The following is a 25,723-nucleotide window of genomic DNA, read 5'->3' as shown; positions in this document are numbered from 1 at the left end:
CAGGATGAGACGAAAATCAAGGAAACAGGGTAATTTGTCAGACATATTTATGAGGAATGTCTATTGTCCCGAAGCCGAAACATAAGGAAGTGGTGCGCGGACAAAGGTCTCCACCGGCAACACATCCACCAGTTCGTACTGCCGCGTTCCTACCCCCAATGCCTCAGCATACTGGGTGACCAGATAGGGGTTTTTATATGGCCCATGCAGCCAGGCCAGTGGGTGTCCTTCGCGGGTGTGCACTTCCATCGAGGTCGGCACATTCTCTTCAATCAGAGGAGTACGGGCGGTCGCATCCAGCACCGCCTGATCCACCGCCACTAAATCATCCGAGCCAAAAATGCCAGCATCGGGCAGGATGGGCATCCCGGTGAAGCCGAAACAGTCACACACCGGCGTCATGTGCGTGGCCAGGACAATATGCACCGCCTTCCCTGGCGCAAAGGTGGACATCACAATCGAGGCACTAATGGCACAGGCTTCCTGAAACGAGGCAAAGTTGACCGGATCAATCTTCAGGCTCCCCGGCGGTGCCACCTGTAAGCAGCGTCCGCACTGATTACAGTTATCCACGTGAAGATGAAGGTGATCCGGGCGCTCTTTATCCTGCACCAATGCGCCATGAGGGCAGGATTCGATGATCTTCTGACGCAAGGCTGGATCGGGGCATTTTTCGGGGAACCAGTATGGGTCAAAGTGACAGACGTCGTGCATGGCACTGCGCGTTTCGGCTACCATACAACCCAATGCCAGATTCTTGATCGCCCCACCGTACCCGCATGAAGGATGCCCTTTGGCATGCGCCAGGTTGATCAGGAAGGTCGCTTCCTCGATCAAGCCAGCCACTTTCCACTCACGAATATTTTTGTACGGGCGGGTATGGGCGTAATAATAGCGTTCCTGTGGTCCTGCGGCGGGATAGATGGGGCATCCCACGACCTCGGGGGTGTACCCACGGGTTTCAGCTCCGGCTACATCCCACGAGACATCGGCAATGAATGGCTTACCTCCACCTTCCTTAACGGCTTGAACCACACGGCGCACGAAGACCGGATGCACGGTGGAGTAACCGACGTTGTTGCCGGTATGCATTTTGATCACTACCAGTTCATCCTTAACCCGATCTCGCAGGTGCAAACGTTCCAGAATCAAATCGAGTTTAGCGGGTAGCGTTTCGCGCCAATCTAGGCGCGCCTGGCGGGGGGAACCGAAATAGACCGTCGCTCGACTCATCACACACCTCAGTCATGGGGGATAACAAATAAATTATAGCGGGGGTTAAGAAAAAAGCCCTGGAAAAGGGCTTTAAACCAAAAAAGTCTCTTGGCAACGACCTACTCTCCCAGGGGGTCGCCCCCCAAGTACCATCGGCGCTGACGGGCTTAACGACCGGGTTCGGGATGTGACCGGGTGTACCACCGTCGCTCAAGTCACCAAGAGACTTTTTGGTCAATTTTAAAGGTTCAGTGAATAGTGTGAGTGGGCCTTGGTAAGACCCAACCGGTCAAAGAGACCTGAGTTCTCCGCACCACGTCGGAAGCCCTCGGCCATTAGTACGGCTAAGCTCAACGCATTGCTGCGCTTACACTTGCCGCCTATCAAGCAGGTAGTCTACCTGCGGCCTTACTCCCTTGACGGGATTACAGGGATCTCATCTTGGGGCGAGCTTCCCGCTTAGATGCTTTCAGCGGTTATCCCTGCCAGACATGGCTACCCAGCGATGCCGTTGGCACGACAGCTGGCACACCAGAGGTCTGTCCACCCCGGTCCTCTCGTACTAGGGGCAGCTCCCCTCAAATCCCTTGCGCCCACAGCGGATAGAGACCGACCTGTCTCACGACGGTCTGAACCCAGCTCGCGTACCGCTTTAACGGGCGAACAGCCCGACCCTTGGGACCTTGTCCAGCCCCAGGATGCGATGAGCCGACATCGAGGTGCCGAGCGAGGTCGTCGATGTGAACTCTTGGACCTCACCAGCCTGTTATCCCCGGGGTAGCTTTTGTCCGGTAAGCCACGGCCCTTCCACTCGGTACCGTGGGATCACTAAGCCCGACTTTCGTCTCTGCTCGACGCGTTGGTCTTGCAGTCAAGCTCCCTTGTGCCTTTACACTCTACGGCTGGTTTCCATTCAGCCTGAGGGAACCTTTGGGCGCCTCCGTTACCTTTTAGGAGGCGACCGCCCCAGTCAAACTGCCCACCTGGCACGGTCCCCCACCCGGTTAACGGCGTGGGGTTAGGGTCTAAACATGATCAGGGTGGTATTTCACCGGCGGCTCCACCGAGGCTGGCGCCCCAGCTTCTCAGCCTCCCACCTATCCTACACAGACCATGCCCAAACTCAATGCCAAGCTGCAGTAAAGCTCCACGGGGTCTTTTTGTCCTGCTGCGGGTAGGCCGCATCTTCACAGCCATTTCAATTTCGCCGGGTCCCTCGTTGAGACAGTGCCCTAGTCGTTACGCCATTCGTGCGGGTCGGAACTTACCCGACAAGGAATTTCGCTACCTTAGGACCGTTAGAGTTACGGCCGCCGTTCACCGGGGCTTCGGTTCGGAGCTTCGCTTGCGCTAACCCCTCCCCTTAACCTTCCGGCACTGGGCAGGCGTCAGCCCCTATACATCGCCTTACGGCTTAGCAGAGACCTGTGGTTTTGGTAACCAGTCGCTAGGGCCATTTCACTGCGACCCCCCGGCGCTACGCGGTTTAGGCTCACGCCAAGGGGCACCCCTTCTCCCGAAGTTACGGGGCCAATTTGCCTAGTTCCTTAACGAGGGTTCTCCCGTTCGCCTGGGTATACTCTACCCGTCTACCAGTGTCGGTTTGCGGTACGGGCACCCGAGATTCAACGCTTAGAAGCTTTTCTTGGCAGCAAGGCTCAGCTCACTTCGCCTTACGGCCCGCCATGGTGTCTCAGCTCAGCCGGCGGATTTGCCTACCGGCCTCATCGCCTGACACACCATGCACCTGCACGACCAATCGCAGGCTGGCCTACCTCGCTGCGTCCCTCCATCGCTCCTCTCGGGTGGTTCCGGAATGTTGACCGGATGTCCATCACCTACGCCTTTCGGCCTCGGCTAAGGGCCCGACTAACCCGACGCGGATTGACCTGGCGTCGGAAACCTTAGACATACGGCGAACACGGTTCTCACGTGTTTTACGCTACTCATGCCTGCATTCTCACTTCTACACGCTCCAGCCGTCCTTCCGGTCGACCTTCCCCGCGTGTAGAACGCTCCCCTACCGCCCCAGCCTAGGCTGGGACCCATGGCTTCGGTATCAGGCTTAGCCCCGTTGAGTTTTCCGCGCAGGGTCACTAGACCAGTGAGCTATTACGCACTCTTTAAAGGATGGCTGCTTCTAAGCCAACCTCCTGGTTGTTTCAGTAACCCCACATCGTTTCCCACTTAGCCTGAATTTTGGGACCTTAGCCGATGGTCTGGGCTGTTTCCCTCTCGACCACGAATCTCATCACCCGCAGTCCGACTGCCACGCTATGGAGTAGCGGCATTCGGAGTTTGATTGGGTTCGGTAAGCAATAAGCCCCCTAGCCCATTCAGTGCTCTACCTCCGCTACTGAACGCGTGGCGCTAGCCCTAAAGCTATTTCGGGGAGAACCAGCTATCTCCGGGTTCGTTTGGCATATCACCCCTACCCACAGCTCATCCCCTAACTTTGCAACGTTAGTGGGTTCGGGCCTCCACGAGCGGTTAAGCTCGTTTCACCCTGGCCATGGGTAGCTCACCCGGTTTCGGGTCTAATCCCTGCGACTCAGCGCCCTATTCAGACTCGCTTTCGCTACGGCTCCGGGTGTCACTCCCTTAGCCTCGCCACAGAGATTAACTCGCAGGCTCATTCTCCAAGAGGCACGCTGTCAGGCCTAGCGGCGCGCACCCGGCTTTCGCCGGAGCACCGACCCGCTATTAGCCCTCCAACTGCTTGTAGGCTTACGGTTTCAGGTTCTATTTCACTCCCCTCGCCGGGGTACTTTTCACCTTTCCCTCACGGTACTTGTTCACTATCGGTCGCCAAGTGTATTTAGCCTTGGAGGGTGGACCCCCCAGCTTCCCGCCGGATTAGCGTGCCCGGCGGTACTCAGGGTCCTGGCGGGAGGCAATTCGCTTTCGCATACGGGGCTATTACCCTCTCTGGCAGGCTTTCCCACACCTTTCTGCTAGCAAATTGCTTTGTCACTCCCATGTGCCAGGCCCTACAACCCCACCCCGGCAAGCCGGGATGGTTTGGGCTGTTCCCCTTTCGCTCGCCACTACTCAGGGAATAATTTCTTTTCCTCTGGGTACTTAGATGTTTCAGTTCCCCAGGTTCCCCTCGCTCCGCCTATGGGTTCAGCGGGCGATGCCAGTGGTTCACCACTGGCGGGTTTCCCCATTCGGAGATCCCCGGATCAACGCCTGTTCACGGCTCCCCGAGGCTTATCGCAGTGACCCACGTCCTTCATCGGCACTTGGCGCCTAGGCATCCACCGTAAGCCCTTAGTAGCTTCCGTACGTGATACGGAGAACCCAGGACTCTTTGTTTTTTGTCCCGTCGAAATTGGGCCTTACGTTGTTTGGCCTACATCACACTATTCACTTTTTAAGGTGCTGCTCCGATCTGACGATCGGGCGCCGTTGGCTGGCGCTCAGTGCCCCTCACCCTGCGGTCAGAACCACTCAGCACAAGCCAACCTGCACAACCCTAACTTGTTAATTTTCACGCGGCGACCCGGCTCACCGCCGGGTCGTCATCTTACACCCTTGCGGTTTGCCTTACGGTTCAGATCACCAGACTACTTCGATTCACGTACTCCGTCAACCTCGTCCTTCTTTTACCTCTGCCGTTTCCGGCTTCCTCCGTGTAACTCAGTGGAGATGAGGGGATTCGAACCCCTGACCTCCGCCGTGCAAAGGCGGCGCTCTCCCAACTAAGCTACATCCCCGTGTTCGGGGCAGTGGGCCTTTCAGGAGTCGAACCTGAGACCTCGCCCTTATCAGAGGCGCGCTCTAACCAGCTGAGCTAAAGGCCCATCCGGTGCCGCCCGCACCTTAACAACTGAGAAGTGATAGGAAGTTCACCCTGCGACCCGACCTCGCCACCGCTGCGAGGATTTGAAGGATCACAGTTTGCGCAAGTTGAGCGTCCCTCCGCAGAGGGTTGCTCAGCGCTCCCTAGAAAGGAGGTGATCCAGGCGCACCTTCCGGTACACCTACCTTGTTACGACTTCGTCCCAGTCACCAGCCCCACCTTCGACGGCGCCCTCCCTTGCGGGTTAGGCTACCGGCTTCAGGTGTTGCCAGCTCCCATGACGTGACGGGCGGTGTGTACAAACCCCGGGAACGTATTCACCGCAGTATGGCTGACCTGCGGTTACTAGCAACTCCGTCTTCATGCAGGCGGGTTGCAGCCTGCAATCTGAACTGAGGCCGGCTTTGGGGGATTGGCTCCGCCTCGCGGCTTCGCGACCCATTGTACCGACCATTGTAGCGTGTGTGTAGCCCAGGACATAAAGGCCATGCTGACTTGACGTCATCCTCACCTTCCTCCGGCTTAAGGCCGGCGGTCCCGTGTGACACATGTAACACACGGCGAGGGTTGCGCTCGTTGGCGGACTTAACCGAACATCTCACGACACGAGCTGACGACAGCCATGCAGCACCTGTGCAGGCTCCCCGAAGGGTCGGTCACCTTTCGGCTCCCTACCACCTGCATGTCAAGCCCTGGTAAGGTTCTTCGTGTTGCATCGAATTAAACCACACGCTCCGCTGCTTGTGCGGGGTCCCGTCAATTCCTTTGAGTTTTAGCCTTGCGGCCGTAGTCCTCAGGCGGTGGACTTATCGCGTTAGCTTCGGCACTGATGGATTTTAACCCACCAACGCCAAGTCCACATCGTTTACGGCTAGGACTACCGGGGTCTCTAATCCCGTTTGCTCCCCTAGCTTTCGCGTCTGAGCGTCAGAGACAGTCCAGGGGGCCGCCTTCGCCACTGGTGTTCCTCCGGATATCTACGCATTTCACCGCTACACCCGGAATTCCACCCCCCTCTACTGCTCTCTAGTCCAGCAGTATTGAACGACCTCTCCCGGTTGAGCCGGGAGATTTCACATCCAACTTGCCGGACCGCCTACACGCGCTTTACGCCCAGTAAATCCGGATAACGCTCGCCTCCTACGTTTTACCGCGGCTGCTGGCACGTAGTTAGCCGAGGCTTATTCGGAGGGTACTGTCCTTCCTCATCCCCTCCAAAAGCGCTTTACAACCCGAAGGCCTTCATCGCGCACGCGGCGTCGCTGGGTCAGGCTTTCGCCCATTGCCCAATATTCCCTACTGCTGCCACCCGTAGGTGTCTGGCCCGTGTTTCAGTGCCAGTGTGGGGGGCCACCCTCTCAGGCCCCCTACCCGTCATCGCCTTGGTAGGCCGTTACCCTACCAACTAGCTGATGGGACGCAGGCCCATCCCGAAGCGGCTTGCGCCTTTAGTTCTGCGGCCTCTAATCCACAGAACCACATGGGGTATTAGCAGCCCTTTCGAGCTGTTATCCCCCTCTTCGGGGTAGGTCACCTACGCGTTACTCACCCGTTCGCCACTGAGTGCGTTACGAGAACACACTCCGTTCGACTTGCATGTATTAGGCGCGCCGCCAGCGTTCATCCTGAGCCAGGATCAAACTCTCCGCAAGAGTTTGAATCGCCTTTTCAGGCGTCAAGGTTAAACTCACCGGATCGACAGGTGCCTTCCTATCACTCTTCAGTTGTTAAGGTGCTGCTCTCCGAGGGCCAGATTCTACCCATCCTCATCACCCCTGTCAAGGGCCGCCGATAAAACCGCCGATGTCAATCCTGCGCTCTCCTTTCGTCCAGCGGGGTTAACACCGGCTTCACTCACGACACCCTTGTCAGGCCTGGTCCCTCTTGAGACTTACCTGTTCAGTTGTTAACGATCCGCTCTTTGTGAGCAAGATCGCCCTCACCTTGGGACTCTTATTGTACCGAGTTCCCGCCAGGCTGTCAAGAGGTTTGCGCGCCTTCTTGGGCGTTGCATGCCGCTTTGCTCGGCGCTTGTCACACGCTGACGATCTCAACTCGCCAGCGCGGAGGTTGGGCCCCTCTCTATCCACTTGTCATCCATCTGCCGGTCGCCCGGCGAAATGGGCGCCTCGTTCCGAGGCAGCGGGCTTGATTATACTCGGCCTCTTATCCGTGTCAAGGGTATTGATGGCTCATTTTTGCACTTTCTCAAATTGTGAGGCGAACTGATGCGCTAACCGCAATGGTTCTGGTAATCGAAAACCCCGCGCACAGCGCATAACCAGATCAAGCGCCGTCTCTAAACTGACCCGGTGACCAATCGAGACATAGACGGGCTTAACCCCTGAACGGGTTCGCAGCGCTGCGCCTACCACCTCCCCCTGATCGTAGAGCGGCTGCCAGGCGCCCGGCCGATCCTCCACCGGCGCATGCTGCCCCACCAGGCGCGATTTTGCCACCCCAACGGTCGGGATATCGCACCATACCCCCAGGTGACTGGCAATGCCCAGGCGACGCGGGTGGGCGATGCCCTGTCCATCCACCAGCAAGACATCCGGCCATTCACTCAGTTGTGCCAGGGATTCTAAAATGACGGGCATCTCGCGAAATGACAACAGACCTGGAATGTACGGGAAGGTCACGACTTTTCGCGCCAGCACCTTCTGCCGTGGTTCCAATGCTGAAAAATCCAACACCACCACAGCGGCACGGGCCACGCGCCCCCCATCCTCGAATCCCACATCCACGCCGGCCACCGTGCGTATTTCTCCCAGGTAATCCTCGCGGATCACCCGTTCCCGCCATTGGTGTTGAATCGCCATAGCCGCTTCGGGACTTACATCCCAAGGATGAGGAGGAATGGATGGCAAAGGCATTGTCGGTCTAACCTCCAGTTCCGAACCCAAGTACGCCTTAATAATAGCCCTTTTTGGCATACAGGTTGCAGCCCGCCTGCAGGGAACTTTTCACCCGCGACCAGCGTCTGGAACTCACGCTCACAGGATGATTTCTCGGTATAATTCAGAGGACATATGCGCGTCGAATCGCTTTCCTTCCCCCGTTTGGACTCACGCCTGCACCAGGTGCTGATCATCCTGGCCACCGCAGGCTTGTCGCTGATTGTTTTGCTGCTGAGCGCAACTTTGCTCTTTCAACTCTGGTTTGCCGGGCGCATCTTCCCCGGTGTGAGCGTGGCTGGCGTGCCCGTGGGCGGGTTAACCCCTACGGCTGCCGCCCAACGCCTGGCTCAGGAATGGACTTTTCCCCAAACCGGGCGCATTTTGCTTCAAGATAAAGAACGGGTCTGGCTTTTCACCCCTCAGCAACTTGGGTTATTCCTAGACGCCCGAGCCTCGGCGGAACAGGCCTTTCGCCTGGGGCGATCGGGCTCGCTTCTGACGCGGTTCAACGACCAACTTACCGCGCTTTACAGCGGAAGCACTGTTGCCCCTGTGTTGATCTTTGATCAGCGCATTGCTCACCAGCAACTGGTTAACCTCGCCCGAGAGATTGATCGTCCGGTGCTCGAGGCCAGCCTCGGCCTTCAGGGCACCGAGGTGATTGTGCGTTCGGGCGAAATTGGCCGCACTCTGGATGTCGAAGCCTCATTGCTTCTGCTTACCCATCAGTTACAAACGCTCACAGATGGCGTCGTACCGCTAATCGTACGCGAGACCCCACCGCTGATCCTGGATGCCAGTGCTCAGGCCGAAGTCGCCCGCCGTATCCTCAGCCAGCCGCTGACGATCACCCTGCCCGAAGATCAGCCCGATTTTGGCCAGGTAGGTCCGTGGGTCTTTGACCCACCTACGCTGGCCGGCATGCTTGCCATCGAACGCGTGCAGAACGAACAGGGGGCCACCTATCAGGTGACGCTCCAGCGAGATGCCTTGCTTAATTTCCTGAGCAACCTGGCGCCCACCCTGGCTAAAGACCCCCAAAACGCACGTTTCATTTTCAACGATGACACCCGTCAATTGGAACTGATTCAACATGCCGTCATTGGGCGCCGCCTCAACATCGAAGCCAGTCTCCGCACCATTCAGGAAAAGGTCACCCAGGGCGAACACACCGTTGCCCTGGTCTTCGATTACAACCCACCGCCGGTCACCGATGATGCCACCGCCGAGCAACTGGGCATCCGTGAATTGATCCACGCCGAGACGAGTTACTTCTATGGCTCCAGCCGCGAACGGGTGCAGAATATCCAGGCTGCGGCGGCGCGCTTCCATGGCTTGCTGGTGGCACCGGGCGAAGTATTTTCCATGGCTCAGGCCTTGGGGGATATCACTCTCGATAACGGCTACGCCGAAGCCCTCATCATTGTCGGCAACCAAACCATTAAAGGGGTTGGGGGCGGTGTGTGTCAGGTCAGCACCACCCTCTTTCGGGCCGCGTTCTTTGCCGGTTATCCAATCATCGAGCGCCATGCTCACGCCTATCGGGTCTACTACTACGAGAAAGTGGCCGGCAACCGTATCAACCCCCGTCTGGCCGGCCTGGACGCAACCGTTTTTGTCCCATTGGTGGACTTTAAGTTCAAGAACGACACCCCCTACTGGCTGTTGATGGAAACCTACGTTAACCCCGCTGCCAGCACTTTGACCTGGAAGTTCTATTCCACTTCCGATGGCCGCCGTGTCGAGTGGGACACCACTGGCCCAATCAATGTGGTGGATCCGCCCCCGCCACTTTACCGCGAAAACCCCGACCTTGCACAGGGAGAGATCAAGCAGGTTGATTGGGAAGCCCAAGGCGCTGATGTGATCGTCACCCGCACGGTCTACCGCAACGGCGAAGTGTATCTGCAAGATACGTTCAAGACCCACTACCGCCCCTGGCAAGCCGTCTATGAATATGGCCCCGGCACCGAGGTACCAACCCCGGAAAGCAACGAGGGGTAAATCTCATCCCTGGAATTATTCAGGCCACTCCCAGGGGGCTACAATCAGGGGCGTTTGAGCATCGGCAGCATGCCCCAAGAGAGGCAAATTCCAAGCGGTAGCGATGGTCTTGAGCAGTGAGTAATGATTGTAAGGGGTATCGTCCTGAAAACCACGTTTGACCCAGGATGAAATCAATACCGTGGCGACGCGCCCACCGCCTGGCTCAAAACCACAACAACCCTGTTCACTCTGGCCTTCATCCCAGGTCAGGATGATCAAACCCTCTTTAGCCAGCGTGGGATACGCCCACAGACGCTGCAACCACGTATCTACCCACGCATCAACCACATCCAGCCCACAGTCGTGCCCGGAATTGCACAAATCGGGAGTGATGAAAGCAAAATCGGGCAATTGTCCGGTGGCAAGGTCGTTTTCCAAATCGCTCAACGCCACCACGTGATTCTGGCACCGCTCCGTATCGGTGCGGATGGGATCAAAGTAAATAAACGGATTGTGCTTCGGCGCATAACGGCGAGTGTATTGCAGGTAACACGGTTGGGGCATGGCTTCCTGATAGGTCTTCCAGGTGCGCCCGCTGGCTTCGATCAAATCCGGTAGGCTGGTGGCATTGATATAGCAATCAATGCAATTGGTGCGAACGCCAAAGGTGTCTCCGCCAATGAGTGCCAGATAGTTGGGTAAACTTGGGCGCGTAATGGCATAATAACGGGTTAGCAGCGTGTAGTCGCTTGCCCAGCGGTTATAGACCGGCATCTGGGGATTGCCGATCACCCGCGTGATCTCGCGGTTTTCAAAGATCAGAATCACAATATGCCGAAACGCCGGCACCACGGGCCGCGGGGTGGCGGTCACGGTTGGTGTAGGAAAAAGCTTTTCGGTCGCACTGGGGGTAAAGGACGGTGTCAGCGGGGCAACCAGAGGGGAAAAAGTGGGCGACGGCGTTTCCACCCTTGGCGAGGGAGAAATCGGGGACGAGACCGCTGGAGCACAGGCGATCAACAACACAATCAGCAACGTTAGCCCCACGGTTCGGAGCACCCCACCTATGGGGAGATTAGCGCCCAGGAACGCGGTAAACCTCCAGGTCACGAGACCTTTTGGGTCATTGCTCCGCTTCAGAATCATCTTCTTCAAAGCGTTCCCAGGCCTGGGGGCTCCAGCCAAAGCGCCCGCGCAATGGGACAAAACTGACCGGTAGAATATCCTCATAATCCACACGCCCCTTTTCTTTCGTCCACACTTGCAACACCTGGCCCATATAATCTCCAATCGGGATTACCAAACGCCCCCCTTCATCCAATTGCTCCAATAACGGGGGTGGTGGGGCAGCCGCGGCGGCAGTTACGATGATGCCCTGGTAGGGTGCCGCTTCCGGATAGCCCAAACTGCCATCACCACAAATCACAGTGATGTTTTTTAACCCCAAGCGCTCAAACGTCGCCTTTGCCCGTTGTGCTAACACCTCGTGGCGCTCGATGGTATAGACCCATTTGGCTAACACGCTGAGGATGGCTGCCTGGTAACCGGAGCCGGTGCCCACTTCCAGCACCTTTTCATCTCCCTGGAGTTGAAGTAGTGAGGTCATGAGGGCCACGATGAACGGCTGCGAGATCGTCTGCCCTTTACCGATGGGCAGGGGGCCATCATCGTAGGCGCGTGAGCGCAGTGCTGGGGGCACAAACTCATGGCGCGGTATGCGCCGGAAAGCCTCCAGCACCCGCGGATTGCGAATCCCGCGCCGTTCAATCTGCTCCACTACCATGGCTTCGCGCCACGCCGCAAAGACATCTTCACCAGTCATGCTCGCCTCCACTGGCTCAGCCCTCCCAGCCGATTACCCGCCCCAATCCATATTGTACATAATTTAGGGCGCCGGAGATGCGTTTAATTTTTCCCTGGCCCCGGGCAAGGCAGGCAAAGCTCACCTCGACGGCGTTGACCTTTGCATAAGAGCGCGCGCAATCTGACGATCCAATTTACCCATCGGGTAGTGTGAGAGATGGGCTAATGGCACCCATTCCAGCGCAGTAGCCTCCAAGGGCTGTGGCTCGCCACCTACCAGCCGGCAGTGAAAGGCATGCAAGGTGACTCGAAAGTGACTGTAGGCATGTTGAAAAACCCCCACCTTCGCACCTACCTCAATCGTTGTTCCCAGTTCTTCTTGGATTTCCCGTTCCAACGCGGCTTCCAGGCTCTCGCCGGGTTCCTGCTTGCCGCCCGGGAATTCCCACATCCCGCCCAGCAATCCTTGCGGCGGGCGTTGCGCCAGCAACACCCGTCCCTCGCGCCAGATCACCGCCGCAGTGACGATGTAATGAGGCACAGTTTTCCGCGGCTGCCGAACTGGGCGTTGCGCCTGCGTGCCCCGTGCCCGAGCCAAGCACAACTCAGCCAATGGGCACACATCACAACGGGGCGAGCGGGGTGTACACACCATTGCCCCCAAATCCATCAGGGCCTGGTTAAAATCACCGGGCCGCTCCGGGGGTATATGCTCTTGCCCCAACCGCTTTAACTCATGTTCTCCGGCCGGAGTATTGACCGGCATGTCTAAATCGAACAGGCGCGCCAGCACCCGCCGTACATTCCCATCCAACGCCACTACCGGTTCACCCAAAGCAATCGAAGCAATCGCCGCCGCGGTATAGGGACCGACCCCTGGCAGGGACTGCCACTCTTCTGCCTTTTGCGGCCAAACGCCATCCCGCTCTGCGATGATAACTTGTGCCGCTCGGTGCAACGCGCGGGCCCGGTGATAATAGCCCAAACCCTCCCACAAGCGCAGCACATCTTGCACCGAGGCTTCAGCCAGGGCTTCTAGAGTGGGAAAATGTGCCATCCAGCGCTCGAAATACGGTACGACTGTCTCGACCTGGGTTTGTTGCAGCATCATCTCCGAAACCCATACCCGATACGGGTTGGGAGGATCTTCACGCCAGGGCAGAGAACGGGCATTTTGGTCAAACCAGGCCAGCAGGCGCTGCGCCAGTTCGCTCACCGTGCCCTCATTTCAGAACTGAAAGCCGCCGCGAGCTTCCACAATCTTGAACGAATAATTCTTGACAAAATCTTGCAACTGGTCGTTAAGCGCTTTCCACTCATCAGATTGTAAAATTTGGCGCGCCTTGCTGGCCGAGGATGCCACAGCACCGACCAGGATTTGAGGGTGATCCCCAAAGACGGTAGCCCAGGCATCGCTGAGTTCAAACCCCAAGCGCTGCACGCCAGGAATAAATTCGCGCACCACGAACTCGAAATATTCCTGTTCGCGATCAGGGCGGATATCCCAAGACATCAACAACTTGACGGCCAAGGTTAACTCCTCTAATGATGCTGATACTCCAAAACAATCACTTGCGTTTCTTCCGGCAAAGCATTCACACTGTTGACTTTCAGCACCGGTTGCGGGGTGACCTCGTTCAACCCCATCGCCTTGAGGAATTTGTTCAAGCCATCCAGTTTAACCGCGCTATCCGGAGTGGCGTAATGCATCGGGATGACGATATTGGGTTCCAACAGGCTGACCACCTCGGCGGCTTTGGCTGCATTGAGCGTGCTCCCCCCACCCACCGGCACCAACACGATGTGCACCGCGCCCAAGGATTCCACCTCAGCCTGGGTCGGCACGCGATTAAGGTTGCCAAGGTGCAGGACGTTAATCCCATTATACTCAATCAAATACAAGGTGTTACGTGGTTCGTCCGTGGATTTTTTCCCCGTGCCGTTGGTCTGCAATCCCGTAATAAATACCCCGCCAATCTCATACTCACCCGGGCCAGTAATGACGTAGGGCTCCCCCTTTACCCCCGCAAGATAATTGTGTCCCGGAGCAGCATGACTGACGGTAACAATATCGGCTTTGAGTTTGAGCGGCGCATATCCCACCGCGCGATGGTCATAAGGGTCTGTGACCACCGTGGCCAGGTTGCGCTCGGTAATCCGAAAACAGGAATGACCGTACCAGGTAATCTCCATGTAGCCTCCAGCGTTCGCTATGATTATACCAATAAAGCCTCCGTGCTCAGGGACAGATACAATCTATGGCTGTGCTTTAATCTTCACCGCCCACTCCCGGCACCTCAGGCACCAATTCCGCCACTTGCACCCGCCGCAACGCCACTAAGGCCAGGGTATTGAAGAGAATCGCTACGCCCAGGTTAACACCGAACCCCAGTGAATAGGTTAATGGGCCCAAAACCGCTCCCACCGCTCGCCCCAGCGAAAAAGCGGCAATCGTTCCCGCCATCACCGTCGCCCGCAGGGCCGGGAACGTGCCCGACATCAACGGTAAGAAACTCACCAGAGCAAATTCAAAGGTCAGGTAAAAGAGAAACAGTCCCACTAATGCCCCGGTAATCGTCCTGCCCAGCAGGAACAACCCCACTGCCGAGAGGCTGTTGAGCACGATACCCACCGCCACCGCCCGTTCCTTGCCCAGACGATCCACCCACAGCGCCGAAATGCCTTCACCCAGCAGTTCCGAGGCCCCAATCACCACCGAAGCCGCACCCAACGCCGCCAATTGCAAGGCAAACTGGGACTCCAACCACAACCCAAACACCAGGTTAACCATCTCGTTAGCACTGGTCAGCGCCAAGCCCATCGCCAGGCCGATCAAAACGTGGGGAGAGTGCAGTAAAGCCCGCACCTGCAAGCGTGAGGTCGCTGCCGAATGCCGTTCTCCTTGCGGATCACGCGGCACCAACCACCACAGCACCCCTAGCAAAACGACCCCAACCAGAGCAAAGACCACGAACGGCGCCCACCAGATACGAACACGCTCAACCAGCCACCCCACCGCCGGGATCCCCAAGATAAAACTCAGTGACCATCCGAGTTCGGTGAGGCCCATGACCCGACCCCGTTCGGCATAGGCAACCCGATCCCCGAGAAAGGCCTGCATCGCCGGGAGGAACACCTGATAGGCACTGGCCATCAGGAACAATCCGATCATAAAACTCCCGTAGTTGGGTAAGAGCGCGACCAGCCCGCTCCCGAGGACAAACATCCCCAACCCGGCCAACATGGCTGGACGCCGTCCGTAACGATCCGTCAACGGTGCTAACAGTGGCCCCACCACGCCGCTGAACGAACGCAGGGTCAGTACCAGCGAAAACGCAGGTAACGAAACTCCTAAACCGCCCTGGAAGAATGAGAAGAAGGGATAGACCATGCGGTAACTGGTGTTGATTAAAATCCGAATCAACGTAAAAAGCCCCACCTGTACCCCTAATGGACGCATTGACCGTTTCATCGTTTTATCCTGTCAGGTAAGATGAGCGAACAATCGCCGCGCCGTGGGCATCAGAACCCCGGCGATTTGAAGCATCAGCAAACTGCACAAAAGAGTTAATAGCACGAAATGAGCCTGAATTCGCACCGCATCGCCTCCGAAAACGGGCGATTGGGGATGCAAAATGGTCTCCGTAGCCCCTAACTGCCACCACAAGAGGCCCGCAAACGCCGCGTTCAAAAACGCCAACACTCGCGGCTCACGCATCAGCCACCCGGCAATCTGAAACGCCAGGCTGACCCCCCACAACATCAGCGGCACTCGCCAGCGCGGTTCTTCCCAAAAAACGCCGCCCCAAATGGTTATCTGAAGATAGAGCGACATCGGTAGATAGGTGGACCAAACAAACAACGCCGTCCACCCCAACGCCGTTGATCGTTCTGCCCACACCAAACGGCGGGTCAGCCAGAAGACCAGCCCGGCCACGCCGGCCAGCGCATAGGCCGCCTTGCCCACCCACACCCAGGCCCCATGCAACAGCACCAGGCGCAGGGCGGTGCCCAGAACACGCTCGGTCGGGCCCAGAAGGGTCGCCACCGCGATCAATCCCAGCGTTATTCCCATTCCAATCATCCAATAGGAACGCTGCCAAACGGGTCTCTCGGAAGATAGCAATGCCGGCATATCAGGTTGACCTCCGGGTATAATTTTACCGCCACGCCCTTGCTTTCCGGAGTTGTGTTTTGCGTCCCTCTTCTACTGGCTCTCTCTGGCGGGGTTTACGGCTGGCTCTGGCCTTCCTCACCCGCGTGCCACTGCCTTCACCCCACCCCGCAATTCCTTTTGAGCAGGCACTGCCCTGGTTTCCCTGGGTGGGTCTACTGTTTGGTGGGATTGGCCTTGGACTCGCACAAGCACTGTCAAGGCTCTTCTCGCCTCTATTGGTGGCGTCACTAATCCTCTTCGCCTGGGCGGTCTTAAGCGGCTTTCTCCATCTGGATGGTTTGGCCGATTGTTGGGACGCCCTCTTTCCGCCCCTGCCACCCGAAAAGCGCTGGCAGGTGCTCAAAGACCCACACCTGGGTGCCTTTGGCGTCATCGGCTTGATGCTGCACCTGCTGGTCAAACTCATGGCGTTGCTTGCCGTACTCAATCTGCACCCCCTGGGCGTGTTAGTCGCCCCGGTGTGGGCGCGCTGGCTGGTGCTGTGGGTGGGGCGGTTACCCCCTGCCCGTCCGGAGGGGTTGGGAGCCACATTTGTACAGGCAGTCACCCAGCGCGCCCTGCTCTGGAGCAGTCCACTACCGTTGCTTGTGATTCCCCTCGGCGGTTGGCATAGCCTGATCGCCTTGCCCCTGGCGGCTGCGGGCAGTGCTGCACTGGGATGGCTGGCACGGCGCCGTCTGGGTGGTATTAGCGGCGACGTGCTGGGAGCCGTCATCGAGGTGAGCGAAACGCTGGTGCTGTTAGCCTTCGCAATTCCCTGAGGTGACGGTTCTTTTCAAATTTTGGAGCATAAACCCGATGAATACTCGCTTGAAAATCTGGTCTTTGCTTCGAATCGCGCTGATCATCTATGTGGGACTGGGGTTGATCTTTCACCTCGGTTGGGAAGCCGCCCAGGCTGAGTGCCGGCACGTTCAAGCCTCCCGAGGTGAGTTCGTCGAGCCAGCGGTCTTTGCCTGGCCACTACGCCTGGCATTTGACCTGACTTACTGGCCGGTTTATGCTTGGGCTAACTTGTACCATGACGGCGTCCTTTTTGCGACGCCCTGCACTCATTGAGATTACCCCGGAGATAAGAACCCCTTATGGCGTCACGTGTGACCTTCATCCTCGGCGGAGCACGCAGTGGTAAAAGCCGCTATGCTCAGCACCTCGCCGCCGCTCAACCCCACGCTCAGGTGCTCTTTGTCGCCACAGCCGAAGCCAGCGATGACGAGATGGCCGCGCGCATCGCCGCCCACCGTGCCGAACGACCATCCCATTGGCACACCCTGGAAGAGCCACGCCACCTGGCCGCCGCCATCACGGCCTGGCAGCCCGAACCGGAACTCATCCTGGTAGATTGCCTGACCCTTTGGGTCAGCAACCTCTTGCTCAGCCTGCCCGAGCCGCTGGACTCCACTGCTGCTGAAACCCTGGTGCAAGCCGAAACCGAAGCCCTGTTAAAATGCATTCAGACCAGCCGCGCCGCCTGGATCATCGTCTCCAACGAGGTTGGGCTGGGGTTGGTGCCGCCTTACCCCCTGGGGCGGCTCTACCGCGACCTGCTGGGGAACGTCAACCAGCGCCTGGCCGCAGCCGCGGATGAGGTGATTTTCATGGTCGCGGGGTTGCCCATGCGCCTCAAAGGTTAACCCACTGCAACCCTTGACCCCAGCAGTATAATAAATTCAGAGGAAAGGAGGCTGAAATGGTCACACTGGCTGACCGTTTGGACGCCATGACCCGCCCCGGCGAACTTTATACCCGCCTGGAAGACGGCACGGTGCAGTGCTACGCTTGCGCCCACCGCTGCCGCATCAAACCCGGGCGACGCGGTATTTGCCAGGTACGGTTTAACCGCGATGGGGTGCTGTATGTCCCCTGGGGCTATGTGGCCGCCTTACAGGTAGATCCGATTGAAAAGAAGCCGTTCGCCCATGTCCTACCCGGCAGTGAGGCACTGACCTTCGGTATGCTCGGTTGTGACTTTCACTGCAGTTTCTGCCAGAACTGGCTCACTTCGCAAACCTTGCGCGACCCCGCGGCGGGAATACCGGTTGAGTCCCTGCTCGAGATCACCCCGGAAGAGATGGTGAATCTAGCCCGCCGTAGTGGTGCTGCTGCCATTGTTTCGTCCTACAACGAACCCCTGATCACCTCGGAGTGGGCAGTTGCTATCTTCAAACAAGCGCGCGAAGCCGGCCTGTTGTGCGCCTACGTCTCAAACGGGAACGCCACGCCTGAAGTCCTGCAATATCTGCGTCCCTACCTGGACGCCTACAAAGTAGATCTCAAAACCATGCAGGATAAGCAATACCGCCAATTGGGCGGGGTATTACAACACGTCCTGGACACAATTAAAATGGCCTACGACCTGGGGTTGTGGGTCGAGGTGGTCACGCTGGTCATCCCCGGGTTCAATGACAGCCCGGAAGAACTGTGGGAAGCCGCGCGCTTCCTAGTTTCGGTCTCGCCGGATATTCCCTGGCACATGACCGCCTTCCATCCCGACTACAAGATGACCGATCCGCCCCCCACCCCGGCCAAGACGCTGCTGCGCGCTGCCGAAATCGGGCAAGAAGCCGGATTGCACTTCGTCTATGCCGGGAACCTGCCCGGACGCGTCGGAAGTTTAGAAAACACGTACTGCCCCCAGTGCCAGGCGCTCCTGATCGAACGACGCGGCTATATCATCCTGGACTATCGCCTGACCGCCGCTGGAACCTGTCCGCAGTGCGGCTACAAAATCCCCGGCATCTGGCCCAAAGACCCGCGCGAGGTGCGCCTGCACGGCTGGGGTTACCCGCGCCCGGTGCGCCGTCTGATCACCCCCTAAGCCAGTTCGCGCACCATGTAGTAATCGCCGCGGGCAAAGCCGCGCTGCTCGTAATATTGCCGCGTTCCAATCGCCGCGATTACAGCTAAGCGGCGGTAACCGCGTTCACGGGCCATAGCTTCTGCCGCCTGGAGCAAGCGGGTGCCAAGACCAATGTGCTGCGCCGCGCCGTGCTGTTCGGCGCCCACCGGCAGGGATTGACCGTATACGTGCACCTCACGGATCAGCGCTGCCCCTTCCAGGTCGGTAAAAGGCAGTTGCGGTGCCTCAGGCAAGGGGAATGAAAGGCGCAGGTAACCTGCCAGACGGTCATCCGGGGTCACGTAATGCAAGAAGTGTTCTTCGGCATAGGCGGCGCGGTAGATCAAATCGCTGAAGGTCAGGTGTTCCAGGGCTACCGGGCGGTCGCGCACTTCGCGGCAGCGGATACAGCGACACTGCTGGCCGCGCCGTGCCAGTTCAGCCAGCACGTCCTGGCGCAGGCTGGTGCGGCGATTTCCCGCCACCACGTAGGTCGAGGGAATATCGCGCACCACGCGATTGATGCGGCAATACTCCGGAACGGTAGGTTTAATGTCAGCGATCAGGTCAATCAAAGTTTCGGTTGAATACGGCTCATAATCGCCGCGCTGCCAATAGGCATATAACTCAGTGTTTTCCAACAACTGGGTGGGGTAAATTTTGATCTCATCGGGGCAAAAATCCACCCACAGACGAGCAAAATCAGCCCGGTCAGACTCAGGGGTTGCCCCGAGCAGGTTGGGCATCCAGTGCATCACGATTTTGAATCCAGCCGCGCGCAATAAGGCCGCCGCGCGCAAGGTCTCGGCCACGGTGTGCCCACGCTGGTTAAGCGCCAGGATGCGGTCATCCAGCGACTGCACCCCCATCTGCACCTTGGTCACCCCCAGGTAACGCAGCCAGCGTAGTTCATCCGGGGTGATTTCATCCGGACGGGTCTCGATAACCAGGCCTACGTTACGATGCGGTGCCGTCTCATTGCGCTGCTGGGCTTCACGTAGATCCTCTGAATCCACCTCGTTCAGCGCGTCCAAGCAGCGTTTGACAAACCATTCCTGATAATCGCGGCGATAGGCACTCCACGTCCCCCCCAAAATCAGCAATTCGATTTTATCCGTGGGGTGGCCATTGGCCTGGTAAGAAAGCAAACGTGAACGCACTTGGCGGTAAGGGTCAAATTCGTTCTGTAGGGCTCGCTGCGCTCCCGGCTCATCGGGCAAGTAACTCTTGGGCATGCGCACATCGGTCGGGCAGAAAATGCACTTCCCCGGGCAGGGGTATGGCTTCGTCAGCACGGTTACCGTGGTCACGCCCGATAGCGTGCGCACGGGTTTCATGCGCAATTTGGCCAGCAACGCTGCATCCTCGTTCAATTGCCCTTGCTGCACCAAGTGACGATAGGCCGCCACCAGCACCGATTTGGCCAAATGCCCGCCCTCTGGGAGCGGGTGACGACGAATGGCCTGAGCCACGTCTTCCCCGGCTTGCACGGCTTCAATGATACGCTGGGCCAATGCCAGACGTTCTGGCGTCAGCGCATAGTGCCGTTCCCAACGCTGTACCTTCTCATCCAAAACCACCTCACTCATCTTCACACCACCGCTAAAAGATCCCTCAACCCAAGTATAATCGCAAACGTGAAACCCGAAATTGCGGCCAAATTACTGGCGCTTAACGCTCAATTTTATCAGACCTTTGGCCTGGCGTTTGCGGCCACTCGCCAGCGTCTCCAACCGGGGATTTTGCGCGTCCTGCCACGCTTGCCCCTGACGGCGCAATGGCTGGATTTGGGGTGTGCCCACGGTGAAGTGGCGCGTTGGTTGGCGCAGCATCAATTTCAGGGGCGCTACCTAGGGCTGGATTTCAGCCCGGCACTGCTGGCCGAAGCACAAGCCTGGGCAGACCATCTACCGCCTGCTCTGGCAACTCGTTTTACCTTCCGCCAGGCCGATTTGGGTCACCCGGATTGGGTCACAGCATTAGACGATGCTCGCTTTGAGGTCGCGTTGGCATTTGCCGTTTTGCACCACATTCCCGGCCGGGTGAATCGAGAGCGCTTGCTTCATCTGGTGCGAGCACATCTTGAACCCGGCGCAACCCTGGTGCTCTCGGTGTGGCAATTTCAGCACAGCCCGCGCTTGCTGGCTCGTCGCCAGCCCTGGGCACGGATCGGCATTGATGAGGCCGACTTAGAACCCGGTGACACTTTACTGGATTGGCGCCATGCCCTGCCGGATCAGAGCGAAAAAGTGGGCTTGCGCTACGTCCACCAATTCAGCCGCGAGGAACTGGATGCTCTGGCTGTGTCCAGTGGCTTTCGCGTGGAAGAGACGTTCGAATCCGATGGTGAGGGCGGGCGGTTGGGCCTGTATCAGGTGTGGCGAGCCGTATAACGCTCACGGCTCAATCTGGCGCAGGGCACGGGTGCGCAGGTCGAATTCCAATTGGGCACCGTTCGCCGCTTCCAAGCGCAGCACACCGTCTTGAGCGGTAACAATGCGCAAAGTCCCAGCTCCAATGGGTCCTTCAACCCATTCTTCCTTCACCGCGCCTTCGGGCAGGACGATCAGCGCGCCTTGTTCCGGCGCATAGGTATGGGCCCCCGCATAGACCCATATCCATTGACCGTCCACCTCGCCCTGCCAGGCGTTGCGGGTGGTGAAATCATCCGGGCTGACTGGTGCGGCCACGCCTTCCACAATGCCCGGCTCGCGTGGCAGGCTCTGCACCGCCAGCGGCTCCGGCGGGCGCAACGCATTCGGATCGGCGGGTTTCGTCGGTGCGGGGCGAGATTGTGCTAACGCCCGTGCAGCTTCCTGGGTCTGTAGCGGGGCAATTTTCTGTTCCAGAAAAGCCCGTTGTTCGGGATCTTGGAGCACAGCCAGCGTCTGCGTGTAGTGCGCCAGCATTTGCTGCTGCCAGGAGGTAGCCTGACCGGGCGCTGCCATTGCCTGACGCTGAGAATAAAGCCCCAACCCGATCCCCAGACCCACCAAGATCAATAAAAGGGCAATATACGTCCCTTTTCTCGATAAATGCCCATTCACCATTCAACTCCCGATCGGATCAGAACGGCGAAGTTAAAAACCCAATCCAATCCGATGCATCCCGATTATACATCAAAGCCCCCGCCAGTGCGCAGGTCTCGATTTTTGGCAATGAGAATACCGGCGAGGGCTGATAGGTGGAGCTGAGGTCACGGCAACCGCAGTTATGCTATAGAGGCTTCCTGAGCAAGCACCAATTCAATTGGCGTTGCATGACCGATATTGTCTGAAATTGGGCAGCGAGCTTCGATCTCGCGGATAAAAGCCTCTTTTCCCTCCGGAGTCAAATCCCCTTCAATGCGGAGATAAACCCGAATTTGCGAAGCCCCTACTCGAACCGTTGGGTTCCTTCCCAGAAAGCCATCAGGGTCAATATCCCCTTCAACCCGTGCACTGAGATTACGCACAGGCAAATTGCGCTGTTGGGCAACGATTTTACCTACCGTCAAGAGGCAACTGGCCAGACTTATCAGTAAAAATTCTAACGGGGTAGGTCCGGCATCACTGCCCCCCATCTCGGCCGGTTGATCCACGTGCACAATGTGATGACGGGCGTGGGTTTCAATCCTGAAACCATTGATCTGACTTGCTTCAACGGATACTGTTTTAAGGGACATGGTTGTTGGTCCTCCTTCTATAACTACAAGGTAATGATGAAAAGGGGGAAAACCGACATAAGGCTCGTGCAACGGGTTATACTACGTGTCCCTCGGCCCCACCATCTAACCAAGGCCTTCATGTTCATTTTTATCCGACAATAGGGCACCCTCGGGAACTCTTGCGGTAATATCGGATGCAAAAGTTCCCGCTATGATCTATGCGTTTGCATGTGTCCAGCGGACGACTTAGATGCAAAAATCTTCGCCGCGCCAGATGCCATCCTCAGGCGGATGCACCAATGGCGGACGCTCTAGCGCCTGTTCGTGATGATGGCCGTTCCCGTTCTTGCCGTTCGTGGGCGGAGCTTCGTGCTGGGCGGCCAGAGTGTGCACCTGTTTCTCCAGTGCCTCCAAGCGCACCAGCACCGACGCCAAGGATTGCCCAATCGCATCCGGCAATTTGTCGTGCTGTAGGTCGGGGGCGGCGGGGCGCGGTTGACTGCGCACCACCACCTGCCCCGGCACCCCAACCACCACCGAATTCGGTGGCACCGACTTGACCACCACCGCGTTGGCGCCAATGCGACTGCCGCGCCCGACCACAATATTGCCTAGCACCTTGGCTCCGGCGCCGATCACCACGTCATCTTCAATCGTAGGGTGCCGTTTGCCTTTTTCCAGGCTAACGCCACCCAAGGTGACCCCGTGATACATGGTTACGTTATCACCCACTTCCGCGGTTTCACCGATCACGACCCCCATGCCATGATCAATGAAGAAGCGCCGTCCGATCTTCGCTCCGGGATGGATCTCGATCCCGGTCAGGAAGCGGTTGAGGGTGGAGAGCCAGCGGGCGATTAACTTGAGGCGGCGTCGCCAGAGCCAATGGGCTACCCGATGCAGCCAGATGGCATGCAAACCCGGGTAGGTCAGCAGGACTTCCAGAAACGTGCGTGCCGCTGGATCACGCTCAAACACCGATTCAATATCTTCGCGCAACGTTTGAAACACCTTTCCTAACATAGTCGCTCAAACTTTTTAGCCCTTACTGCACAGCCTTTGCTGCTAACATCTCTTCGGCCAGGTCGGCAAACAATTGCGTGCTGAGATAGCGCTCACCGAACGAGGGGATGATCACCACGATCAACTTGCCCGCGTTTTCAGGGCGCCGTGCTACCTGCAACGCCGCCCACGTTGCCGCACCGGAGGAAATACCGACCAACAAGCCCTCTTTGCTCGCCAGTTCGCGCGCGGTGCGAAACGCATCCTCGGCCTTAACGCGGATGACCTCATCATAGATGCTGGTGTTAAGGACATCCGGGATAAACCCCGCGCCGATGCCCTGGATGGGGTGCGGACCGCGCTGACCGCCCGAAAGCACCGGCGAGGCATCCGGCTCGACCGCAATCGCCTTAAACGAAGGTTTGCGCGCCTTGATCACCTCACCGACGCCGGTGATGGTGCCACCGGTGCCCACCCCGGCCACCAAGATATCCACCTGCCCATCGGTATCGCGCCAGATTTCCTCTGCTGTGGTGCGGCGGTGGATCTCCGGATTGGCGGGATTTTTGAACTGCTGGGGCATAAAGTAGCGCGCAGGATCGCTGGCAACAATTTCTTCCGCCTTGCGAATCGCCCCTGCCATGCCCTCACTGGCCGGGGTCAGGACTACCTCGGCGCCATAAGCGCGCATCACAATACGGCGTTCTTTGCTGGCCGTCTCCGGCATGGTCAGGATGCAACGGTAACCCCGCGCCGCGCACACCATGGCTAACGCAATGCCGGTATTGCCACTGGTGGGCTCCACGATCACCGAACCGGGGCCAATTTTGCCCTCCCGTTCGGCAGCATCAATCATCGAAACCCCAATGCGATCCTTGACGCTATGGGCCGGATTGTAAAACTCCAGTTTTGCTACCACCTCGGCCACACAGCCTTCGGTCACCCGGTTCAGACGCACCAGGGGCGTATTGCCGATCAGTTCGGTCACATCACGATAAATTTTCATCTTGGGCCTCCTTGAACCATTGGATTTATAGAGATAAATACAAAAAAACCAATCCGCCTTAAAAAGGCAGTGAACCGCAGGCTCTCTTTATCAGGAAGCGGGACTGCGGTTCACCGCCCGGCGGACTGGTTGTTCAGGTCTGAGTCAGATACCACAACCCTCAGGCCGGGGCAGCGCTTAGCCGCAGCCCCGCCCGGGACACGCGCATTGGCGTTTTCGAAGCATCACAAATCGCACAATAATTGTCTTCTTAATCATCAAAGCCTATTATAGGCAAAAACGGCAATCTGTCAAGAAAAAAACGCGTCTTTCGTGGTATGATCAACATGGGAGATTGGGGGGATACCGCATCAGGTTTGCTCTACCCTGTGACGGTTGACCAACTTTCCCTGCGCCTGACTTAAAAAGGGGTTGTCATATGTTGGACCTAACGCTACCTTCTGCGCTTGCTGCAGATATAACTTGGCGCGCCAGCCGCCAAACCTATTTGACTATCCGCTGGTTGGTTGACCGTGATCGCATCCCCCATGCATTCTGTGCCTACGCCTACTTTCGCTGGGTGGATGACTACTTGGACCAACCGACCTGTTCGTCTGCCAACCGCTTGAACTTTCTTCACCGCCAACAAGAGGTGATCACCGCATGCGAGCAGGGGCATCTTCCTCCCCGGCTTACCCCATACGAAAACCTGCTGGCAGTCCTGATTCAATCCGATCCTGACCCAGAGAGCGGCTTACGAACCTACATCCATCACATGATGTCCGTCATGCGGTTTGACGCCGAACGGCGCGGGCAAATGGTCACCGAAGAGGAATTGGAGCGTTATACCCATTGGCTAGCCGTGGCCGTGACTGAGGCTTTGCATTATTTCATCGGCCATCATTGCCCGCCCCCCCGCCATGAATTACGCTATCGTGCCGCTACCGCTGCTCATATTGTTCATATGCTGAGGGATACCTACGAAGACACCGCGCTCGGTTACTTCAATTTTCCCCGCGAGATTGCCGAAGCGGCCCATATCCTCCCCCAGGATATTCATAGCCCCCCTTATCGCGATTGGGTCAGGAACCGGGTAGAGAGGGCGCGCGAAGATTTCCAATCCGGCCGCGCCTACCTGGCACAGGTCCCAAATCTGCGCTGTCGTCTGGCTGGCTACGCTTATATCGGACGCTTCGCAGGCTTGCTTGAAACCATTGAGCGCGAAAACTACGCCTTGAGGCCCACCTATTCGGAATGCAAGCACCCCTTCCGCGGCTTGAGCATGCTGACCTCGGCCTTGTGGCAGACGTTCCTCCCCTCACGTACGAGGGCAACCGGTCTTACCACTTCGAAAGCAGGTTAGTC

21 protein-coding genes, 2 tRNA genes and 3 rRNA genes are annotated in these 25,723 nt (G+C 57.9%); 7 read left to right on the top strand and 19 right to left on the bottom strand.

Annotated elements, in window-relative coordinates; genetic code table 11:
* Window positions 1-60 precede the first annotated feature (60 nt).
* The 7 genes from QYE77_RS11030 to nfi form a co-directional block, all read right to left on the bottom strand.
* Window positions 61-1,233, bottom strand: coding sequence for a DUF362 domain-containing protein (locus QYE77_RS11030; protein ID WP_315625457.1), 1,173 nt, complete (start codon window positions 1,231-1,233; stop codon window positions 61-63).
* A gap of 88 nt (window positions 1,234-1,321) precedes the next feature.
* Window positions 1,322-1,438: ribosomal RNA gene (gene rrf / locus QYE77_RS11025) — 5S ribosomal RNA — on the bottom strand.
* Between the two features lie 93 nt (window positions 1,439-1,531).
* Window positions 1,532-4,502, bottom strand: a 23S ribosomal RNA gene (locus QYE77_RS11020).
* A gap of 359 nt (window positions 4,503-4,861) precedes the next feature.
* A tRNA-Ala gene (locus QYE77_RS11015) sits at window positions 4,862-4,934 on the bottom strand.
* A 13-nt stretch (window positions 4,935-4,947) separates the two neighbouring features.
* A tRNA-Ile gene (locus QYE77_RS11010) sits at window positions 4,948-5,021 on the bottom strand.
* 146 nt (window positions 5,022-5,167) lie between these two features.
* Window positions 5,168-6,672, bottom strand: a 16S ribosomal RNA gene (locus QYE77_RS11005).
* The 16S, 23S and 5S rRNA genes sit together here with 2 tRNA genes alongside, the layout of an rRNA operon.
* Before the next feature lie 540 nt (window positions 6,673-7,212).
* Window positions 7,213-7,896 (bottom strand): deoxyribonuclease V, encoded by a 684-nt coding sequence (nfi, locus tag QYE77_RS11000; RefSeq protein WP_315625456.1) that lies wholly within the window; start codon window positions 7,894-7,896, stop codon window positions 7,213-7,215.
* Between the two features lie 156 nt (window positions 7,897-8,052).
* Here nfi and QYE77_RS10995 point away from each other — a divergent pair, with 156 nt between their 5' ends.
* Window positions 8,053-9,924, top strand: a complete 1,872-nt coding sequence (locus QYE77_RS10995; RefSeq protein ID WP_315625455.1) for a VanW family protein — start codon at window positions 8,053-8,055, stop codon at window positions 9,922-9,924.
* Between the two features lie 15 nt (window positions 9,925-9,939).
* On the opposite strand, the gene QYE77_RS10990 is transcribed toward QYE77_RS10995, so the two are convergent.
* The 7 genes from QYE77_RS10990 to QYE77_RS10960 all read right to left on the bottom strand — a co-directional run bounded on the left by QYE77_RS10990 (window position 9,940) and on the right by QYE77_RS10960 (window position 15,844).
* Window positions 9,940-11,016 carry an alkaline phosphatase family protein gene (locus QYE77_RS10990; RefSeq protein ID WP_315625454.1) on the bottom strand — a complete coding sequence of 359 codons (1,077 nt, stop codon included), beginning with the start codon at window positions 11,014-11,016 and terminating at the stop codon, window positions 9,940-9,942.
* A gap of 13 nt (window positions 11,017-11,029) precedes the next feature.
* Window positions 11,030-11,728 (bottom strand): protein-L-isoaspartate(D-aspartate) O-methyltransferase, encoded by a 699-nt coding sequence (locus QYE77_RS10985; RefSeq protein WP_315625453.1) that lies wholly within the window; start codon window positions 11,726-11,728, stop codon window positions 11,030-11,032.
* Between the two features lie 120 nt (window positions 11,729-11,848).
* Window positions 11,849-12,925 carry an A/G-specific adenine glycosylase gene (gene mutY, locus QYE77_RS10980; protein ID WP_315625452.1) on the bottom strand — a complete coding sequence of 359 codons (1,077 nt, stop codon included), beginning with the start codon at window positions 12,923-12,925 and terminating at the stop codon, window positions 11,849-11,851.
* Between the two features lie 12 nt (window positions 12,926-12,937).
* A complete protein-coding gene (locus QYE77_RS10975; protein ID WP_315625451.1) occupies window positions 12,938-13,240 on the bottom strand; it encodes a hypothetical protein in 303 nt (100 codons plus the stop codon).
* Window positions 13,241-13,251: 11 nt separating this feature from the next.
* Entirely contained in the window at window positions 13,252-13,902 is a 651-nt protein-coding gene (locus QYE77_RS10970; RefSeq protein WP_315625450.1) for an MBL fold metallo-hydrolase, read from the bottom strand.
* A 76-nt stretch (window positions 13,903-13,978) separates the two neighbouring features.
* Window positions 13,979-15,181: an MFS transporter gene (locus QYE77_RS10965; protein ID WP_315625449.1), complete on the bottom strand. Its 1,203-nt coding sequence runs from the start codon at window positions 15,179-15,181 to the stop codon at window positions 13,979-13,981.
* A 12-nt stretch (window positions 15,182-15,193) separates the two neighbouring features.
* The gene (locus QYE77_RS10960; protein WP_315625448.1) at window positions 15,194-15,844 is read right to left on the bottom strand and encodes a hypothetical protein; all 651 of its coding nucleotides are present in this window, start codon (window positions 15,842-15,844) and stop codon (window positions 15,194-15,196) included.
* Window positions 15,845-15,903: 59 nt separating this feature from the next.
* On the opposite strand from QYE77_RS10960, the gene cobS reads away from it, so the two are divergent.
* The 4 genes from cobS to amrS are packed head-to-tail and all read left to right on the top strand — an operon-like array spanning window position 15,904 to window position 18,704.
* Window positions 15,904-16,647 carry an adenosylcobinamide-GDP ribazoletransferase gene (gene cobS / locus QYE77_RS10955; RefSeq protein ID WP_315625447.1) on the top strand — a complete coding sequence of 248 codons (744 nt, stop codon included), beginning with the start codon at window positions 15,904-15,906 and terminating at the stop codon, window positions 16,645-16,647.
* A 37-nt stretch (window positions 16,648-16,684) separates the two neighbouring features.
* The gene (locus tag QYE77_RS10950) at window positions 16,685-16,945 is read left to right on the top strand and encodes a hypothetical protein (protein ID WP_315625446.1); all 261 of its coding nucleotides are present in this window, start codon (window positions 16,685-16,687) and stop codon (window positions 16,943-16,945) included.
* A 26-nt stretch (window positions 16,946-16,971) separates the two neighbouring features.
* Window positions 16,972-17,520 carry a bifunctional adenosylcobinamide kinase/adenosylcobinamide-phosphate guanylyltransferase gene (gene cobU / locus QYE77_RS10945; RefSeq protein ID WP_315625445.1) on the top strand — a complete coding sequence of 183 codons (549 nt, stop codon included), beginning with the start codon at window positions 16,972-16,974 and terminating at the stop codon, window positions 17,518-17,520.
* A gap of 56 nt (window positions 17,521-17,576) precedes the next feature.
* A complete protein-coding gene (gene amrS, locus QYE77_RS10940) occupies window positions 17,577-18,704 on the top strand; it encodes an AmmeMemoRadiSam system radical SAM enzyme (RefSeq protein WP_315625444.1) in 1,128 nt (375 codons plus the stop codon).
* Here the strand turns inward: amrS and QYE77_RS10935 are convergent.
* Window positions 18,701-20,314, bottom strand: a complete 1,614-nt coding sequence (locus QYE77_RS10935; RefSeq protein ID WP_315625443.1) for an elongator complex protein 3 — start codon at window positions 20,312-20,314, stop codon at window positions 18,701-18,703. The two genes, amrS and QYE77_RS10935, sit on opposite strands and share 4 nt — an antisense overlap.
* 48 nt (window positions 20,315-20,362) lie before the next feature.
* On the opposite strand from QYE77_RS10935, the gene QYE77_RS10930 reads away from it, so the two are divergent.
* The gene (locus QYE77_RS10930; RefSeq protein WP_315625442.1) at window positions 20,363-21,118 is read left to right on the top strand and encodes a class I SAM-dependent methyltransferase; all 756 of its coding nucleotides are present in this window, start codon (window positions 20,363-20,365) and stop codon (window positions 21,116-21,118) included.
* 3 nt (window positions 21,119-21,121) lie between these two features.
* Here the strand turns inward: QYE77_RS10930 and QYE77_RS10925 are convergent, their stop codons facing one another.
* From QYE77_RS10925 to cysK, 4 genes are all read right to left on the bottom strand, one after another.
* A complete protein-coding gene (locus tag QYE77_RS10925) occupies window positions 21,122-21,775 on the bottom strand; it encodes a hypothetical protein (protein ID WP_315625441.1) in 654 nt (217 codons plus the stop codon).
* A gap of 161 nt (window positions 21,776-21,936) precedes the next feature.
* Window positions 21,937-22,389: an OsmC family protein gene (locus QYE77_RS10920; protein WP_315625440.1), complete on the bottom strand. Its 453-nt coding sequence runs from the start codon at window positions 22,387-22,389 to the stop codon at window positions 21,937-21,939.
* 228 nt (window positions 22,390-22,617) lie between these two features.
* Entirely contained in the window at window positions 22,618-23,382 is a 765-nt protein-coding gene (cysE, locus tag QYE77_RS10915) for a serine O-acetyltransferase (RefSeq protein ID WP_399390590.1), read from the bottom strand.
* Window positions 23,383-23,416: 34 nt separating this feature from the next.
* Window positions 23,417-24,379, bottom strand: coding sequence for a cysteine synthase A (gene cysK, locus QYE77_RS10910; protein ID WP_315625439.1), 963 nt, complete (start codon window positions 24,377-24,379; stop codon window positions 23,417-23,419).
* Between the two features lie 418 nt (window positions 24,380-24,797).
* Between cysK and QYE77_RS10905 the strand changes: the two genes are divergently transcribed.
* Complete coding sequence (locus QYE77_RS10905; protein WP_315625438.1) at window positions 24,798-25,721, top strand: phytoene/squalene synthase family protein; 924 nt, start codon at window positions 24,798-24,800, stop codon at window positions 25,719-25,721.
* Window positions 25,722-25,723 lie beyond the last annotated feature (2 nt).

Source organism: Thermanaerothrix solaris, from assembly GCF_032334255.1.
In the GTDB taxonomy this organism is placed as follows: Bacteria; Chloroflexota; Anaerolineae; order Anaerolineales; family Anaerolineaceae; genus Thermanaerothrix; species Thermanaerothrix solaris.
This window is presented reverse-complemented; position numbering and strand designations above follow the sequence as displayed.

Bases quoted from the DNA above. Each gene is read 5' to 3' on its own strand.
- QYE77_RS11030 (WP_315625457.1), bottom strand. From the start codon at position 1,233: ATGAGTCGAGCGACGGTCTATTTCGGTTCCCCCCGCCAGGCGCGCCTA.
- nfi (WP_315625456.1), bottom strand. From the start codon at position 7,896: ATGCCTTTGCCATCCATTCCTCCTCATCCTTGGGATGTAAGTCCCGAA.
- QYE77_RS10995 (WP_315625455.1), top strand. From the start codon at position 8,053: ATGCGCGTCGAATCGCTTTCCTTCCCCCGTTTGGACTCACGCCTGCAC.
- QYE77_RS10985 (WP_315625453.1), bottom strand. From the start codon at position 11,728: ATGACTGGTGAAGATGTCTTTGCGGCGTGGCGCGAAGCCATGGTAGTG.
- QYE77_RS10970 (WP_315625450.1), bottom strand. From the start codon at position 13,902: ATGGAGATTACCTGGTACGGTCATTCCTGTTTTCGGATTACCGAGCGC.
- QYE77_RS10965 (WP_315625449.1), bottom strand. From the start codon at position 15,181: ATGAAACGGTCAATGCGTCCATTAGGGGTACAGGTGGGGCTTTTTACG.
- QYE77_RS10960 (WP_315625448.1), bottom strand. From the start codon at position 15,844: ATGCCGGCATTGCTATCTTCCGAGAGACCCGTTTGGCAGCGTTCCTAT.
- QYE77_RS10950 (WP_315625446.1), top strand. From the start codon at position 16,685: ATGAATACTCGCTTGAAAATCTGGTCTTTGCTTCGAATCGCGCTGATC.
- cobU (WP_315625445.1), top strand. From the start codon at position 16,972: ATGGCGTCACGTGTGACCTTCATCCTCGGCGGAGCACGCAGTGGTAAA.
- amrS (WP_315625444.1), top strand. From the start codon at position 17,577: ATGGTCACACTGGCTGACCGTTTGGACGCCATGACCCGCCCCGGCGAA.
- QYE77_RS10935 (WP_315625443.1), bottom strand. From the start codon at position 20,314: ATGAGTGAGGTGGTTTTGGATGAGAAGGTACAGCGTTGGGAACGGCAC.
- QYE77_RS10925 (WP_315625441.1), bottom strand. From the start codon at position 21,775: ATGGTGAATGGGCATTTATCGAGAAAAGGGACGTATATTGCCCTTTTA.
- QYE77_RS10920 (WP_315625440.1), bottom strand. From the start codon at position 22,389: ATGTCCCTTAAAACAGTATCCGTTGAAGCAAGTCAGATCAATGGTTTC.
- cysK (WP_315625439.1), bottom strand. From the start codon at position 24,379: ATGAAAATTTATCGTGATGTGACCGAACTGATCGGCAATACGCCCCTG.
- QYE77_RS10905 (WP_315625438.1), top strand. From the start codon at position 24,798: ATGTTGGACCTAACGCTACCTTCTGCGCTTGCTGCAGATATAACTTGG.